Consider the following 13,409-nt stretch of genomic DNA (forward strand, 5'->3'; position numbering starts at 1 on the left):
TGGTGACATAATTTAACACTTTTTAACATAAAGTCAAGGTGGCTTGAAAGGATTCTTTTAGGTAATAAACTGACGAATTTTTTGTGAAAATTATGTACGGAGGGGGAGGGATTCGAACCCCCGGTAGGCTGGAGAGCCTACTGGTGCTTTCAAGGCACCCGCCTTCGTCCACTCGGCCACCCCTCCTGATATGTAATTATAAATCCCTCACACTCTTGACAGACACTATTTAAGCTTTTAATATTGTAAACTATGAGAAAGATATCTTACCTTTTGGCTCTTCTACTTCTCGGAGGTTTGCTTTTTTTCGCTTTTGTGCACAAAAAGGAAGATGAAGAGGGTTACAGCGTTAGCCCTTCATCCGCACAAAGCTTTCCAGATTTTACCTTTACCGGGCTTGACGGGAAGGTTTATCGTCTCTCTGACTTTAAGGGGAAGATAGTGCTTTTGAACTTCTGGGCAAGCTGGTGTCCGCCTTGCAGAGAAGAGATGCCTTTATTTGAGAAAGTTTATGAGGATTGTAAAAAGTATGGCTTTGTGATTTTGGCAGTTAGTATGGATACAAACTCTTCCCTTAGAGACAACTACCTGAAGGAGTTAAAACCCTCTTTTCTAATTTTGGAAGGTAACGACGACATAAAGCTTGTTGGTCTACCTACATCTTATTTAATTGACAGGAATGGGAAAGTTTATAAGGTAAAGCTTGGGGTGTACAGGGAAGTTAAAGAGGATATAGAAAAACTGCTCGGTCCTAACGAGAGGTGCTAACCATGTTTGAAGTATCTTTTCTCTTAGCTTTTACCGCCGGCATACTGGCTTTTTTATCTCCATGCGTGCTTCCCATAATACCCGGGTACATATCTTACATATCTGGTATGGGTGCGCAAGAGATAAAGGAAGAGAGAAAAAACTTTAGTTGGCGCATACTTTTTGCATCGGTGCTTTTTGTGCTTGGCTTTTCTTTAGTCTTTACTATGCTTGGTGCGGGGGCGAGCGCTGTAGGTCAGGTGCTTAGGGATTACCAGAGTTTGATAGCCAAAGTAGGGGGTGCGGTGGTTGTATTTTTTGGTTTTCACTTTGCGGGAGTTTTCCTTAGAAAGAATTTTTTGAAGGAAGCTGTGGGAATAGGATCTTTGCTGACTGCCCTTTACTTTCTCGGTGTTCTGCCACAGAAACTCTTTTTTGATCTTGCAGGTATTTTGCTCGTGTGTTTATCTCTGTACCTATTTGGAATTCATGAAATGCTGTACAAACAAGCAAGAAAGGAAGCAAAGAGTGACTTACCCTTACTTGGAGCTTTTCTTTTGGGTGTTTTTTTTGCTTTTGGTTGGAGTCCGTGCATAGGTCCGGTGCTCGGATCTATCCTCCTTTACGCATCACAACAAGAGACGGTTACCAGAGGTGCTTTATTACTGTTTGTTTTCTCAATGGGTTTGGGCTTGCCTTTCGTAATAGCCGGTGCTCTTTTGTCAGCCTTCCTCAGTTTTGTAAAAAGGTTCAGTAAGTTTTTTGGATTGGTGGAGTTCGTAGGTGGGTTGCTTCTCATAATTCTCGGTATTTTGCTCACAACAGGAAAGCTCAGCGAAATATCGGCTCTTTTAGGAGTATAAATTCTTATGATAGCTCTCATAGATTATCGTATGGGTAATTTAAGGAGTGTCAGTAAAGCCTTGGAGAGGGTGGGACTATCTCCAGTAATAACTTCGGATCCTTCTGTAGTTTCCAAAGCTGATGCTGTAGTTCTTCCCGGGGTAGGAGCTTTCAAAGACGCTGTTCGTAACTTAAAAAGCATGGGTCTTTTTTCACCTATAATAAAACATATAGAGAGGGGTAAACCTTTTCTCGGTGTGTGTTTGGGGCTTCAGCTTCTCTTTGAAAGAAGTTACGAATTTGGCATTGAAAGGGGCTTTGGTATATTTGAGGGAGAAGTTGTTCTCTTTCCTCTTAGTGTAAAGATACCTCATATAGGTTGGAATCAGATCTGGAAGAGGAAGGAAAGCTTCCTCTTCAAAGGTATAAACGATGGAGAATACTTTTACTTTGTACACTCTTATCATGTGGTTCCTAAAAAGATGGAAATTGTAGCCACACTTACCGACTACGGTATATATTTTGTTTCTTCCGTTGAGTATCAGAACGTTTTTGGCGTTCAGTTTCACCCTGAAAAAAGCCAAAAGCTCGGACTTAAACTTTTGGAAAATTTTAGGAAGGCTGTATATGGCTAAATTGTGTATAGCCCTTGATGTGGACTACTCAAAAGCCAGAAAGATAGTAGAAGCTCTCAAAGGCTATCCCATAATCTTCAAGGTGGGTTACAAGCTATTTATAAATCACCACAGAGCTATAACGGACATCATAAAAGAACTTGGATTTGAGCTTTTCCTTGATCTTAAGCTTCACGATATACCCAACACCGTAAAAAATGGGGTGATATCCTCTGCGGACCTATCTCCTGATTACCTGACGATCCATGCCCTTTCTGGAAGAATGGCTCTCAAAAGCGCAAGCGAGGTAAAGGGAAATATAAAACTGCTTGGTGTTACACTTTTGACGAGTCTTGATGAAGACTTTCTTAGAGAGATAGGGATTGGTATCTCTTTGCGCGATCTCGTTTATAAGCTGGCAAGCCTGAGTCTGGAGGAGGGGCTTGATGGGATCGTGTGTTCTGGGAAGGAGGTAGGATTTTTAAAAGAAAATCTCGGAAGAAACTTTATAGCGGTTGTGCCAGGTGTTAGTCTTGATGCAAAAAAGACGGATCAAGTAAGAAGTGTTAGCCTTACGGAAGCTTTAAAATTTGGTGCTGACGTAGTTGTAGTGGGGAGGGACATAGTTGAAGATAAAGATCCAATTAAAAAAGCTGATCAAGTTCTTAAACTTCTGACAGCCCAGATGTTAAATTATTAATGTGGAAACTCCCATACTTGACGGAGTGCTTTTTATACTCGCCCGTATAGTAGAGTTTATAAATATAGGCATGATAATACTCTTTGCAGTAAGGGGTGTACCTGCAAGGTACATATACGCTGTGCTGTTGGTGACTGTAATCAGCCTTCTGTTTTTCGTCGTATCCCTGCTTTTTAGAAGTGAAGATGCCATAAAGTTTTCCTTTTTAGTAACCGTTGGAGCTTTCGTTGTGATGATCCTCATAGCCCGCCACGCTCTGAACAAGGCAAGTGTAGACATAATAATACCGGAAGCTTCAAGGTGTCCTGTATGTAGTGCTTTTGTAAAGCAAGAGGGTGCAATAGCTTTGCATGTAGGACACTCATATCTTTTCTTTGATCAGGAACAGCATCTGAGGAAATTTCTTGAATCTCCTGAAGATTACGCAAAAATAAGACGGATGGAAATAAAAAGCGACATGATAGGCAAGGCGTATGTGTATAAAAACGGTGTGTGGCTTGAATTAAAAAACACTTAGTCAGATTTTCCTATCAGAGGGAGTTATATATATAGCAGGAGGGAAAAAATGAAAGGATTGACCTTAACGGTAATAACTCACAGAGCAACTGGAGGTCTCAATTACGGTGAGACCTTTGGCAATGTGTCCACACTTAAAAAGCTCACCTTAGGTGACAACACTCAGCTGGTGTACATTTCAGATAAGGCGCTGAGATACAGCATTCGTATGTGGCTAAAGGAAAATAAAAATTGGAGGCTTCTTGACGGACTTGTGGCTAACTTAGTGAATGGTAATCTAAAAGAGAAAGAAACACTTGATGTGGATAGCTTTGCCAAACAGCTTATAGAGATGTATCAGGAGTTTGATCTTTTTGGTGGGCTTTTTACGAACTTGAAGACCTCTGAGGGTAAAAAGGCAAAATTAAGCACAGGTGACAGTATAAAGCGCACATCCGTTGCCAAGTTTACCTACGCTTTTGCCTTAAACCCCTATAAAGGTGATGCGGACTTTCTGAATAACATAGATGCCTTCAACAGATACATAAAATACGTAGAAGACAAAGGTGAACAAGCGATAGCTTACACCGAACAGCATACATCTCACTACGTTTACACCCTTACGGTGGATCTTAACAGAATAGGAGTTTGGGAAAAGGAAGATGGCTCCGTTGAAGATGTGCTTCCTCCACAAGAGAAAGTGAAAAGGGTAAGAGATCTGCTTGACGCTATATTCAATCTAAGTAGAGGGATAAGGGCAAGACATGAAAATTTAGGACCCATTTTTCTGATAGGTGGGATCTTTCACACTAAAAATCCCTTCTTTGTGGACTGCATAGATGTGAAAGAGGAAGAAGGAAAACTTTACTTAAATATTCGGAAACTCCTTGATTGTGTTGCACTTGTTCCTGAAAAGGACAATGTTATTTGTGGAATGCTCTCTGGCTTCTTTGCCAACGAGGAAGAAATAAGAAAAAACCTTAATTGTAGAAGCATGGCGGAGGTACTTGAATCTTTCAAAAAAGCTGTGAGGTACTCCTATGGAAGTTCTGAAGTTTGAGCTTTTTTCTCCTACAGCTTGCTTCAAAACTCCCTTTTCGTTAAAGGGTATAGAAACTTACCCACTCCCCACTTACTCTACCATAATTGGGCTTTTGTACACAGCTTTGGGCAGAAAGTGGCAGGGGGAAAGGTTTGATATATCGCTTCAGGGAAGGTACGAGACGCTATTTAGGGATCTGGTAAGATTCAGAAAGTACAACTTTAAAGATAAGGTGTTGGAAACCTTACCGCTATCTGTTCCTACCTTTCGCAACTTAAAAGTTGTTGTTCACATCAGAGGTGAAAAGTCCCTGATTGAACAGTTCAAAAACGCCTTAGAAAAACCCGCAAATTACCTATTTCTTTCGGGTGGAGAATATCCCGTAAAGATAAGTAAGGTAAGTTATGTCAGTGTGAAACAAGAGGAGAGAACTGTAAGAAACAGGTATTATTTAACATCGGATATATACGCTTCGGAAAAAAGCAACGTGGATGTGAAATTTGCACAAAAAACGGGAATATGCTACCGGCTTCCCCATTTTTTAAAGTCTTTAGAGCCAAGGGAGTATATGTGGACTTTAGTGTATTACTATCCTGCAGGAACGCCTGTTTACGGAAAGCTTTTGATTGACCAAGAGGGGGATACGGTATGGTTGTGCGATTTTACGCAGATAACTGGTTAATGGCTTCAGCCATAGTTGGCTTTTTGAGAGCTTGCGATGCGAGCACTATAGATTGGAAAAGCTGGGTGAAGGATAAGGTGTTGGAAGTGCCAGAGGAGATCTGGAACAAAGGAAGCGACATTCTGACTGAGGCTATATGGAGTAAGGAAATTGGAAACTACAAAAAACGTTTAGAGAAATTAACCAATCCTAAAGAAAAGAAGATCTCAGAAAAACTCAAAAAACCATACAACAGCTTAGTTTTGCCTGTTATAGGAGATTTTCACAGTAATAGTTCTTTGACAAATCCCTCATCAAAGCATACGAAAGATATAGAAAGCTGGTTCAGAGGCAAGGTTCTTGAAAATAAAAGAACCGATGAGGAGTTAAAAAAGGGTCTTGAGACGATCATCCGTAAAGAAAGCTTTTGGGAAGAACTCAAAGATCGTATCAAAAAAGCAATAAGGGAAGGCTTGTCTACTCTTGAAGAAAGTAACAGCCGGACACATAAAGCTCCACTATGCTTTTTCTGTAAGGAAAGAGAAACATACACATATAAAGGAAGATTCAGAACTTTTGACGCAATTCACTTTACTCCCCTTTCCGCAAGCTCCGAAACTCTGTCTAACTTCTTTTATAATGGTAAAAACACCCTTTACTTGTGTTCTCAATGCGAAAGGCTCCTCTTTTTCTCATCTTTAGCTTATACTAAATTTAACAACAACTACATTTTTGTGTATCTGGCGGAAAATATAGAACAGATTTACCACTTAAATAGAATGCTTTCACATCAAGGCACCATAACGAAGGACTTTTTGAGGGAAGCTGTAGCTGTAGGTCTTAAAGAGATCCGTAGTATGCAGGTTGAATATGCGTATAAGAACATATACGTGGTTGAGATAGAAAAGGTTGGAGATGCTAAAGCGAACATCCACACCTTCACTTTCAACTTAAGGCTCGTAGAGGCTTTCAACGAGCTTCTTGATGAATACCCTGAAAAGTTTCTGAAAAGCGCCTTTGACATCTTTCTTAGTTACGCATACTCTGGCAGGAGTCTTTATGAGTTTTTAGACTACATTCTGTCAGGATTCTTTTATAAAAACCGTTATAAAAATTTGGGAAGTTCATTTTCAGGGAGACTCTTAAGGGTTGGCGCAGAGCTTGATTTTTTGCCAAAAAGTTTGACTTACTTCATAAAGTTTCAAGAGTACTTACAAAAGGAGGAAACCATGCTTGAAAGACAAATTTACCAAGCGTATGAGGAAGGAAGGAAACTCAAAAGGAAGCTTTTTGAAAACCACGGTGATGACAGAGCCAAAAAGAGAGCAGAGACGCTCTCCTACAGAATACTGGAAGCTATAAGAAGAAGAGACATTGACGCTCTTCAGCAGAACTTAATAAGAGCGTACCTTGAGTTAGAACAGGAGATACCTCCAGTTTTTAGAGATACACTCTTGGAGAAAAGTTTCAATCGTGTAGCTTACGCCTTTCTGATAGGTCTAAACGGAGAGGAAAAGAAATATGAAGCTGGAGGAAAAACTTAAAAAACTCTGGGCTAAAGGTGACGGGACGAGCATAAGGGAGCATACGGACAGACTTCATTACAACCTGAAACGGTTAAGGAAACTTTACGGGGAAAGCATTGAAAGGGTACTTACTGAAAACGGCAGAAGGATCTTCTGGAACATGTTGACTCTTGCCTGTGAGTATCATGATTACGGAAAAATTTACGCACATTTCCAAAAAGATGTAGGAAATCCTGAATATCAAAATTTGAAGACAGCTTTGCCAAAAGTGAGGCACAACTTAATCTCCCCAGCTTTCTTGCCACAACTGGAAGATGAGCTTTTAAGGGATATTGTGGCACTACTTATAATTAATCATCATAAGCATAATCAAGAAAAACCAGAGACTCTAATGAAAATCCTTAGGGAAGATTTTTCCGTTGAAGACGTGTGGTATGAGCATCTGATCACAAATCACGATTACGGGATAATACATGACTACTATAGAGACAAAGAGGAAATTCAGAAAGTCTACACCCTTGCCAAGGGTTTCCTGTTGCGCATAGATCACGCAAGCAGTAGCAGTGTTGGGATAGTTGAAAATAAGCCTGTAGAGGATACGGAGGTAAAGGTCAAAACCTATCTGCAAAATAAAAACTCGGATCTTAATGACCTTCAAAGATGGGTTCTCCAAAAAAGGAACAAAAGTCTTTTGGTGGTAGCCTCCACTGGTATGGGTAAAACGGAGGCAGGTTTTCTCTTCTTAGGAAGAAAAGGTTTTTTTATTCTGCCTATGAAGACTTCCGCAAATGGTATATACATGAGAGCTGTGAGTGTATTTGGAAAGGATGCTTGCGGACTTTTACATTCCTCTTGCGTCAGTTTTCTCATCTCTGAAGATAAGGGGGATGATGTGAGCCGAAACCTTTATGAGAATGCGCTGAACGATATTGCGGAAGCCAGAAACCTTGCAAAGCCTTTAATCGTATGTACTCCTGACCAGCTTTTCCCTTTTGTCTTTAGATTTTACGGCTTTGAAAAATACCTCAGCATCTTTTCCTATGCGAAAGTTGTTTTAGATGAAATTCAACTCTACGAACCCCACACCTTAGGATTTATAGTGAGCGCTTTAAAGCTTATACACAAATGGGTAGACGGAAAAGTGATGGTAATGACTGCAACGCTACCTGAGTTTGTGAAGGGGGATTTGGATTTTTTAGAGATCTCTCCTCGCTTTTTGTTTAAGAATGTCAGGCATCACTTGAAAGTGGAGTCACAATCCATTTTAAGCGAAGTTGCTCTTGAGAGGATGGTAGAGAAGGGGAAGGAAGGAAAGGTTCTGGTAATTTGCAACACAGTTCAGAGAGCCGTTGAGGTTTACAGCAAACTCAAAGAAGGCTACGCAAAGCCGAACCTTTTACACGCAAGGTTCACACTTCAGCACAGACAGAAAAAAGAAGAGGAAATAAAAGCTTTCTTTAATTCACAATCCACAGGTATCTGGATAACTACCCAGCTTGCAGAGGTATCTTTGGATCTTGATGCTGATCTTTTATTTACCGAGCTTTCCACTGTGGACAGCCTCCTTCAAAGACTTGGTAGGGTAAACAGAATGGGTAAGAAAGATACAGGCGAACCTAACGTCTTTGTATATGTGGAGGATTGCTCAGGTATACCTCAGGTATACAGGAAAAGTCTTTTTGAAATGACAAAGGAAAGATTAAGGGATGGCTTGCTGACAGAAGAGGAAAAGATAAGGATCGTAGAGGAAGTTTATTCGGAGGAGACCCTGAAGCGTAAAGATGATAAGTATCTCAGAGATTACATAAACGCAAAGGAATATATAGAAAGCCTTTGGAATAGCTTTTCTTACATGAAGGATAGTTTTAACAAAGGGAATGCTCAAAAACTTTTCAGGGACATAGACAGTGTATTGGTTATTCCAAACAAATACAGGGATAAGGTTGAGAGGCTATTGAGGGTGTATGCAAACGCTAAAGATCCTTTAGAAAGGATAAAAAAGAGGGAAGAGATCTATAGCTACACTATAAATACACCAAGTTACTGGATGGACAGCAAGCTTTTTGCGGGACGAATTGGAGAAAAAATCTATCCACCAATTTACTTTATAAATGCAAATTATGATGAAGAGCTTGGACTTGAATACACCAAAGAAGGTGATCAGGATAACTTAGTATGATTGAAGAACTTAATACGCTTAAGTTCAAAGGTACGCAGGTTGCTTACTTTGTAGTTTGTGAAAGGAAGCTTTGGCTTTTTACTAAAGGGGTGAGCTTTGAACATACTTCTGAGAAGGTGGCTCTGGGTAAGTTTCTTGACGAAGTCAGCTTCAAAAGGGAACAGAAATTGGATCTGTGCGGAGAGCCGGTGAGCATAGATTTCATCACAACTGCCAAAGGTATAGTGATCAACGAAATAAAACATTCTGACGCATTACAAGAGGCCCACATTTTACAGGTGAAGTATTACATTTTTTATCTCAAAAACAAGGGAATCTCTGTCTCTCACGGAGTTTTACATTATCCAAAGCAAAAGAGGATAGTACGTGTGGATATAAGTAGGGAAGATGAGAAACTAATAAAGGAAGCTCTTGAAAAGATGGATCACCTTTTGTCTCTACCCAAACCACCTCAGAGGATAAATGCACCTTATTGTAAAAAGTGTGCCTACTACGAGTTTTGCTATGGGTAAAATCTACTACATCACGAGTCACGGTGAACTAAGCAGGCATGAGAACACACTGCTTTTTAAAAACTCACAAATGAGAAAGAGTATACCCATAGAGGATGTAGATGAAATCTTTATTTTTGGAGAACTTTCTTTGAACACAAAAGTGTTGAACATTCTTGCTTCTAACGGTATAGTTGTTCACTTTTTCAATTATTACGGCTACTATGCGGGCAGCTTTTACCCGAGGGAAACAAATCTATCCGGTTACCTTCTTATTAAACAGGCTCAGCACCACCTTGAGCCATCAAAAAGACTTTACCTCGCCAAAGCTTTCATTTACGGAGCCTTGCTTAATATCTCAAAAGTATACGATTTTGATGCTTCAGAATTTTACGATAGATTGGACAGAGCTAAGAAAACAAGTGAAGTGATGCAAATTGAGGGTGACTTCAGGAAATTGTGCTACCAAATTCTTGAGAAGCAAACCGGCTGGATTTTTGGTAAGAGAACAAAAAGACCTCCTCAAAACCCTCTCAACGCCTTGATCTCCTTCGGAAACTCTTTAGTCTATGCCAAAGTGTTGGGAGAAATTTACCAAACACAGCTTAATCCTACGATAAGCTACCTTCATGAGCCATCCACAAAGAGATTTTCCTTAGCTCTTGACGTGGCAGAGGTTTTTAAGCCGTTATTCTCTGATTGTTTGATCTTAAAGCTTCTGAAAGAGGGAAAGCTAATAGAAGATGCACACTTTTTACAGGAGATGAATTACGCATACCTGAGTCCAGAAGGAAGACGTATCTTCATCTCGGAATTCAACAAACTTTTAGAAGATACATTGAACCACAAAAAACTCAAAAGGAAAATTTCCCATAAAACACTCATAAAACTTGAACTTTACAAGCTTATAAAACATCTTTTGGAAGAAGAGACGTATTTACCGCTCAATTACGCAGTATGTGGATAATACTCGTTTATGATGTTTCTTTCTCGGATAAGAGTGGACAAAAAAGATTAAATAAGGTCAGGAAGATAGCCAGAAAATATGTACATCACATTCAGAAATCCGTTTTTGAGGGAGAGATAACTTTATCAAACCTTGAAAGGTTAAAGCACGAAATAATGCAGGTAGTGGATAAGGAGAGGGATTCTGTAATCCTCTACATATTTGAAGACCTTGTGAAACACAGAAGGCAGATTCTTACAAGCATACACGATCCCACGGATCCGCTACTTTAACACAGAAAAAGATGATGCTCTATAATTAGTTTATGTTAAAGATCGGTATAACCATAGGAGATCCCGCTGGTGTTGGTCCTGAGCTGATAATAAAGCTTTTGGATCACGTAGATCCAAAGAAGGCATACATCATATATGGTGAAAGAAAGATCTTAGAAAGCGCAAAGAAACTTTTAGAAAAGGACATCAACATGAAGGAAATACACACCACGGATGAGGTAAAGGTGCCGGGGATTTACATAGCCGATTTGGACATATCTGAAACGGATAGACCTATGCCGTCACTAACTTCAGGTAAAGTTGCTATTGCGTACCTTGGGCGCGCTGTTGTTGACGCAGTTATCGGTAACATACACGGACTTTTAACTATGCCTATAAATAAATTCTGGGCTAAGCTTGCAGGCTTTTCTTACGAGGGACAAACTGAGTTTTTGGCTCAGGCTTCTAACGTGAGGGAGTATGCCATGCTTATGTATTCGGAAAAAATAAAGGTGGTGCTTCTTTCAACGCACCTTCCTCTGAAGGTAGCTATAGAAAAAGTCAGTAGAGAGAGTGTAAAGGGTAAGGTAGAGCTTGCCCATAGGGAGTTCAAAAGACTTTTCGGGTATGAACCATCGATCGGGGTTGTTGGACTAAATCCCCATGCTGGTGAGATGGGACAGATAGGAAGAGAAGATGTAGAAGAGATCCTCCCAGCGATAGAGGAGCTAAAAGGTAAAGGCATAAAGGTTGAAGGACCTCTTTCGCCAGACAGCGCTTTTTTAAAAACTGACGCCTTTGATGTTTTTCTGTGTATGTATCACGATCAAGGTCTAATACCCTTTAAACTGCTTGCTTTCAGAGATGGTGTGAATCTGACCTTGGGTATACCTTTTGTGAGAACGTCTCCTGATCACGGAACAGCTTACGATATAGCATGGAAAGGTATAGTGGATATGTCATCCGCTCTTCACGCTCTTAGACTGTGTGAAAAACTTGTTGAAAGAATCACCTCTTTTCCAGCTTTTTAATCTCCGATTGTACTTGTTTCATCCCGTCTTTATCACCAAGCGAAACGTATATTTCGTAAGCTCTCTTGAAAAAGATTCTTGCAGATTCAATATCTCCCTTATCTTTGTATAACAGACCAAGTCTGGCGTAGGCATAAGCTTGAAGTTTTTTATCTCCCTCTCTTTTTGCTAATTCCAATCCTTTTATGAGGTACTCAGATGCATTCTTAAAGTCCCTCAAGCGCCTATAGGTATCTCCCACATTTACAAGGCTTATGGCTATAAGTTTTTTGTCTTGCGTTTTCTTTGCTTGCTCGTAAGATGCAAGATAGCTTTCAAGAGCTTCCTTTTCCTTTCCTTCCTTTATGTATATGCGTGCTATGTTGCTGTATGCAAAAGCTGTATATGTAGGATCTGTACTTACTTCTAAGGATCTTCTATAATAAAAAAGCGCTTTCTGAACATCACCCATACTCTGGTATATATCCGCCATATTAAACATAGCGACAGTTTCACCTTTTGCGTCACTTAGTTCATGACTGATCTTCAGATGCTTTTCATGATAGTAAAGTGCGGTATTGAGATCTCCCTTCAGATGATATATAAGTCCTAACCTGTTGTATATAACCGCAAGATCCTCGTAAGAGGGTGCGACTTTTTCAGCCCGCTTCAAAATGTCTATAGCTTTTTCAGGATCACCCTTCTTGAGATAAACGCTACTTATACAGATGTAAGGCTCTATATTTCTGGGGTATAGATCTATGGCTTCCTTCCCCATCTTTATAGCTCGCTCATAATCTCCAGCCTCAAGATAGCGCTGGCAATCATTACTGTAAAAGAGCGCATTGGCGCAAGAAGTGAGAAAGATAAGAATCCAGAGCATAAGAACCTTTTTAATAACTTGTCTTTTCATCGGGATGCATTATAATATAGAACTTTGTAAAACTGGTATGTTCTTGGGTGTATTGAAGCTGGAGCTGTTTTTCCCTGAAAATGGATCTTTAAAGGAGAAGCGTTACTATCTCAGATCCATAAAGGACAGACTGAAAGGGAACTTCAATGTATCCGTGGCTGAAACTGATCACCACGATCTGTGGCAGAGATCCCAAATAGCCGTTGCTTGTGTGGGTATGGAAAAGCAAGCTGTTGAGGAAACACTTACCAAAGTTAGGAACTTTCTTGATAGAAACTACCCAGAATTTATACTGAGTGTAAGTTTAGAGTACTTGAAAGTGTGAACTACTTCATCTTTTCAAAGGAAAGATGAAAGCAACCATTATATACAGGGGCAAATGAGGAACAAAAGACGGGCAAACTACTCCTACAAGTTCAAGCTCTATCCGACAAAGGAGCAAAAACAGTTCTTAAAAAGAGCTGTAGGTTCTGTGAGGTTTGTTTATAACTACATGCTTGCCAGAGCAAAAGAAAATTATCATCTGGCAGGTCAGAAGTGGAATGTTTATGAGTATAAAAAGCTTTTGCCTTTGCTGAAAGAAGAGTATCCTTTTCTTAAAGAATCTCCTTCTCAATCTTTACAGGAAGCGGTGTTTAACCTTGACAAAGCCTTTAAAAACTTCTTTGCTGGAAGGTCGGATTTTCCAGCCTTTAAAAAGAAAGAGCATGGGGGTAGCTTTTATCTTCCTCCAGGTTTTAAGATTGAAAGGATTAATCAAAAGTGGGGACTTTTATATCTGCCTAAATTGAAAGAGCCTATAAAAGTGAGGCTACACAGAGATATTGAAGGGGATATAGTAGCTATAAATGTGAGATTAACTCCGGCTGGTTCTTTTTATCTGACTGTGAGGGTTTGCAAAGAAATTCAAAAGTTAGAGGCGGTGGATAGAATATGTGCCATAGATGTAGGAGTTAAGCATTTTGCCACC

Annotated in this window: 16 protein-coding genes and 1 tRNA gene; 15 read left to right on the plus strand and 2 right to left on the minus strand. The window is 39.9% G+C overall.

What is annotated here, in order from left to right; all coding sequences use genetic code 11:
• Positions 1-97: 97 nt before the first annotated feature.
• Positions 98-186: transfer RNA gene (locus tag ABWK04_02430), tRNA-Ser, on the minus strand.
• A 66-nt stretch (positions 187-252) separates the two neighbouring features.
• Between ABWK04_02430 and ABWK04_02435 the strand changes: the two genes are divergently transcribed.
• Genes ABWK04_02435 through pdxA form a run of 13 tightly spaced genes read left to right on the plus strand, consistent with a single transcriptional unit; the run spans position 253 to position 11,547 of the window.
• Positions 253-768: a TlpA disulfide reductase family protein gene (locus ABWK04_02435; GenBank protein MEZ0360744.1), complete on the plus strand. Its 516-nt coding sequence runs from the start codon at positions 253-255 to the stop codon at positions 766-768.
• A gap of 2 nt (positions 769-770) precedes the next feature.
• Positions 771-1,610, plus strand: coding sequence for a cytochrome c biogenesis protein CcdA (locus tag ABWK04_02440; GenBank protein MEZ0360745.1), 840 nt, complete (start codon positions 771-773; stop codon positions 1,608-1,610).
• A gap of 6 nt (positions 1,611-1,616) precedes the next feature.
• A complete protein-coding gene (hisH, locus tag ABWK04_02445; GenBank protein ID MEZ0360746.1) occupies positions 1,617-2,225 on the plus strand; it encodes an imidazole glycerol phosphate synthase subunit HisH in 609 nt (202 codons plus the stop codon).
• The gene (gene pyrF / locus ABWK04_02450; GenBank protein MEZ0360747.1) at positions 2,218-2,904 is read left to right on the plus strand and encodes an orotidine-5'-phosphate decarboxylase; all 687 of its coding nucleotides are present in this window, start codon (positions 2,218-2,220) and stop codon (positions 2,902-2,904) included. The genes hisH and pyrF overlap by 8 nt, the downstream gene beginning before the upstream one ends.
• A 1-nt stretch (position 2,905) precedes the next feature.
• A complete protein-coding gene (locus ABWK04_02455; GenBank protein ID MEZ0360748.1) occupies positions 2,906-3,421 on the plus strand; it encodes a hypothetical protein in 516 nt (171 codons plus the stop codon).
• Between the two features lie 48 nt (positions 3,422-3,469).
• Positions 3,470-4,459 (plus strand): type I-B CRISPR-associated protein Cas7/Cst2/DevR, encoded by a 990-nt coding sequence (cas7i, locus tag ABWK04_02460; protein ID MEZ0360749.1) that lies wholly within the window; start codon positions 3,470-3,472, stop codon positions 4,457-4,459.
• Positions 4,440-5,123 (plus strand): type I-B CRISPR-associated protein Cas5b, encoded by a 684-nt coding sequence (cas5b, locus tag ABWK04_02465; protein MEZ0360750.1) that lies wholly within the window; start codon positions 4,440-4,442, stop codon positions 5,121-5,123. Before cas7i ends, cas5b begins: the two co-directional genes overlap by 20 nt.
• Positions 5,090-6,646 (plus strand): type I-B CRISPR-associated protein Cas8b1/Cst1, encoded by a 1,557-nt coding sequence (gene cas8a1 / locus ABWK04_02470; GenBank protein MEZ0360751.1) that lies wholly within the window; start codon positions 5,090-5,092, stop codon positions 6,644-6,646. Before cas5b ends, cas8a1 begins: the two co-directional genes overlap by 34 nt.
• Entirely contained in the window at positions 6,624-8,807 is a 2,184-nt protein-coding gene (cas3, locus tag ABWK04_02475) for a CRISPR-associated helicase Cas3' (GenBank protein ID MEZ0360752.1), read from the plus strand. Before cas8a1 ends, cas3 begins: the two co-directional genes overlap by 23 nt.
• The gene (gene cas4 / locus ABWK04_02480) at positions 8,804-9,319 is read left to right on the plus strand and encodes a CRISPR-associated protein Cas4 (GenBank protein ID MEZ0360753.1); all 516 of its coding nucleotides are present in this window, start codon (positions 8,804-8,806) and stop codon (positions 9,317-9,319) included. The genes cas3 and cas4 overlap by 4 nt, the downstream gene beginning before the upstream one ends.
• Positions 9,312-10,265, plus strand: a complete 954-nt coding sequence (gene cas1b, locus ABWK04_02485) for a type I-B CRISPR-associated endonuclease Cas1b (GenBank protein ID MEZ0360754.1) — start codon at positions 9,312-9,314, stop codon at positions 10,263-10,265. Before cas4 ends, cas1b begins: the two co-directional genes overlap by 8 nt.
• Positions 10,256-10,537 carry a CRISPR-associated endonuclease Cas2 gene (gene cas2, locus ABWK04_02490; protein ID MEZ0360755.1) on the plus strand — a complete coding sequence of 94 codons (282 nt, stop codon included), beginning with the start codon at positions 10,256-10,258 and terminating at the stop codon, positions 10,535-10,537. The genes cas1b and cas2 overlap by 10 nt, the downstream gene beginning before the upstream one ends.
• A gap of 32 nt (positions 10,538-10,569) precedes the next feature.
• On the plus strand, positions 10,570-11,547 hold the full coding sequence (pdxA, locus tag ABWK04_02495) for a 4-hydroxythreonine-4-phosphate dehydrogenase PdxA (protein MEZ0360756.1): 978 nt from the start codon (positions 10,570-10,572) through the stop codon (positions 11,545-11,547).
• On the opposite strand, the gene ABWK04_02500 is transcribed toward pdxA, so the two are convergent.
• The gene (locus tag ABWK04_02500) at positions 11,525-12,439 is read right to left on the minus strand and encodes a tetratricopeptide repeat protein (GenBank protein ID MEZ0360757.1); all 915 of its coding nucleotides are present in this window, start codon (positions 12,437-12,439) and stop codon (positions 11,525-11,527) included. The two genes, pdxA and ABWK04_02500, sit on opposite strands and share 23 nt — an antisense overlap.
• A 4-nt stretch (positions 12,440-12,443) precedes the next feature.
• Here ABWK04_02500 and ABWK04_02505 point away from each other — a divergent pair, with 4 nt between their 5' ends.
• Together ABWK04_02505 and ABWK04_02510 are read left to right on the plus strand one after the other, a co-directional pair.
• Entirely contained in the window at positions 12,444-12,764 is a 321-nt protein-coding gene (locus ABWK04_02505) for a DUF503 domain-containing protein (GenBank protein ID MEZ0360758.1), read from the plus strand.
• A 54-nt stretch (positions 12,765-12,818) separates the two neighbouring features.
• Positions 12,819-13,409: transposase (locus ABWK04_02510; GenBank protein MEZ0360759.1), on the plus strand; the 591-nt coding region annotated here is incomplete at its 3' end.

Origin of the sequence: Hydrogenobacter sp. (assembly GCA_041287335.1) — a bacterium.
Taxonomy (GTDB): Bacteria; Aquificota; Aquificia; order Aquificales; family Aquificaceae; genus Hydrogenobacter.

Coding starts and splice junctions, on each gene's coding strand:
- ABWK04_02435 (MEZ0360744.1), top strand. CDS start 253: ATGAGAAAGATATCTTACCTTTTGGCTCTTCTACTTCTCGGAGGTTTG.
- ABWK04_02440 (MEZ0360745.1), top strand. CDS start 771: ATGTTTGAAGTATCTTTTCTCTTAGCTTTTACCGCCGGCATACTGGCT.
- hisH (MEZ0360746.1), top strand. CDS start 1,617: ATGATAGCTCTCATAGATTATCGTATGGGTAATTTAAGGAGTGTCAGT.
- pyrF (MEZ0360747.1), top strand. CDS start 2,218: ATGGCTAAATTGTGTATAGCCCTTGATGTGGACTACTCAAAAGCCAGA.
- cas7i (MEZ0360749.1), top strand. CDS start 3,470: ATGAAAGGATTGACCTTAACGGTAATAACTCACAGAGCAACTGGAGGT.
- cas5b (MEZ0360750.1), top strand. CDS start 4,440: ATGGAAGTTCTGAAGTTTGAGCTTTTTTCTCCTACAGCTTGCTTCAAA.
- cas8a1 (MEZ0360751.1), top strand. CDS start 5,090: ATGGTTGTGCGATTTTACGCAGATAACTGGTTAATGGCTTCAGCCATA.
- cas3 (MEZ0360752.1), top strand. CDS start 6,624: ATGAAGCTGGAGGAAAAACTTAAAAAACTCTGGGCTAAAGGTGACGGG.
- cas4 (MEZ0360753.1), top strand. CDS start 8,804: ATGATTGAAGAACTTAATACGCTTAAGTTCAAAGGTACGCAGGTTGCT.
- cas1b (MEZ0360754.1), top strand. CDS start 9,312: ATGGGTAAAATCTACTACATCACGAGTCACGGTGAACTAAGCAGGCAT.
- cas2 (MEZ0360755.1), top strand. CDS start 10,256: ATGTGGATAATACTCGTTTATGATGTTTCTTTCTCGGATAAGAGTGGA.
- pdxA (MEZ0360756.1), top strand. CDS start 10,570: ATGTTAAAGATCGGTATAACCATAGGAGATCCCGCTGGTGTTGGTCCT.
- ABWK04_02500 (MEZ0360757.1), bottom strand. CDS start 12,439: ATGAAAAGACAAGTTATTAAAAAGGTTCTTATGCTCTGGATTCTTATC.
- ABWK04_02505 (MEZ0360758.1), top strand. CDS start 12,444: ATGCATTATAATATAGAACTTTGTAAAACTGGTATGTTCTTGGGTGTA.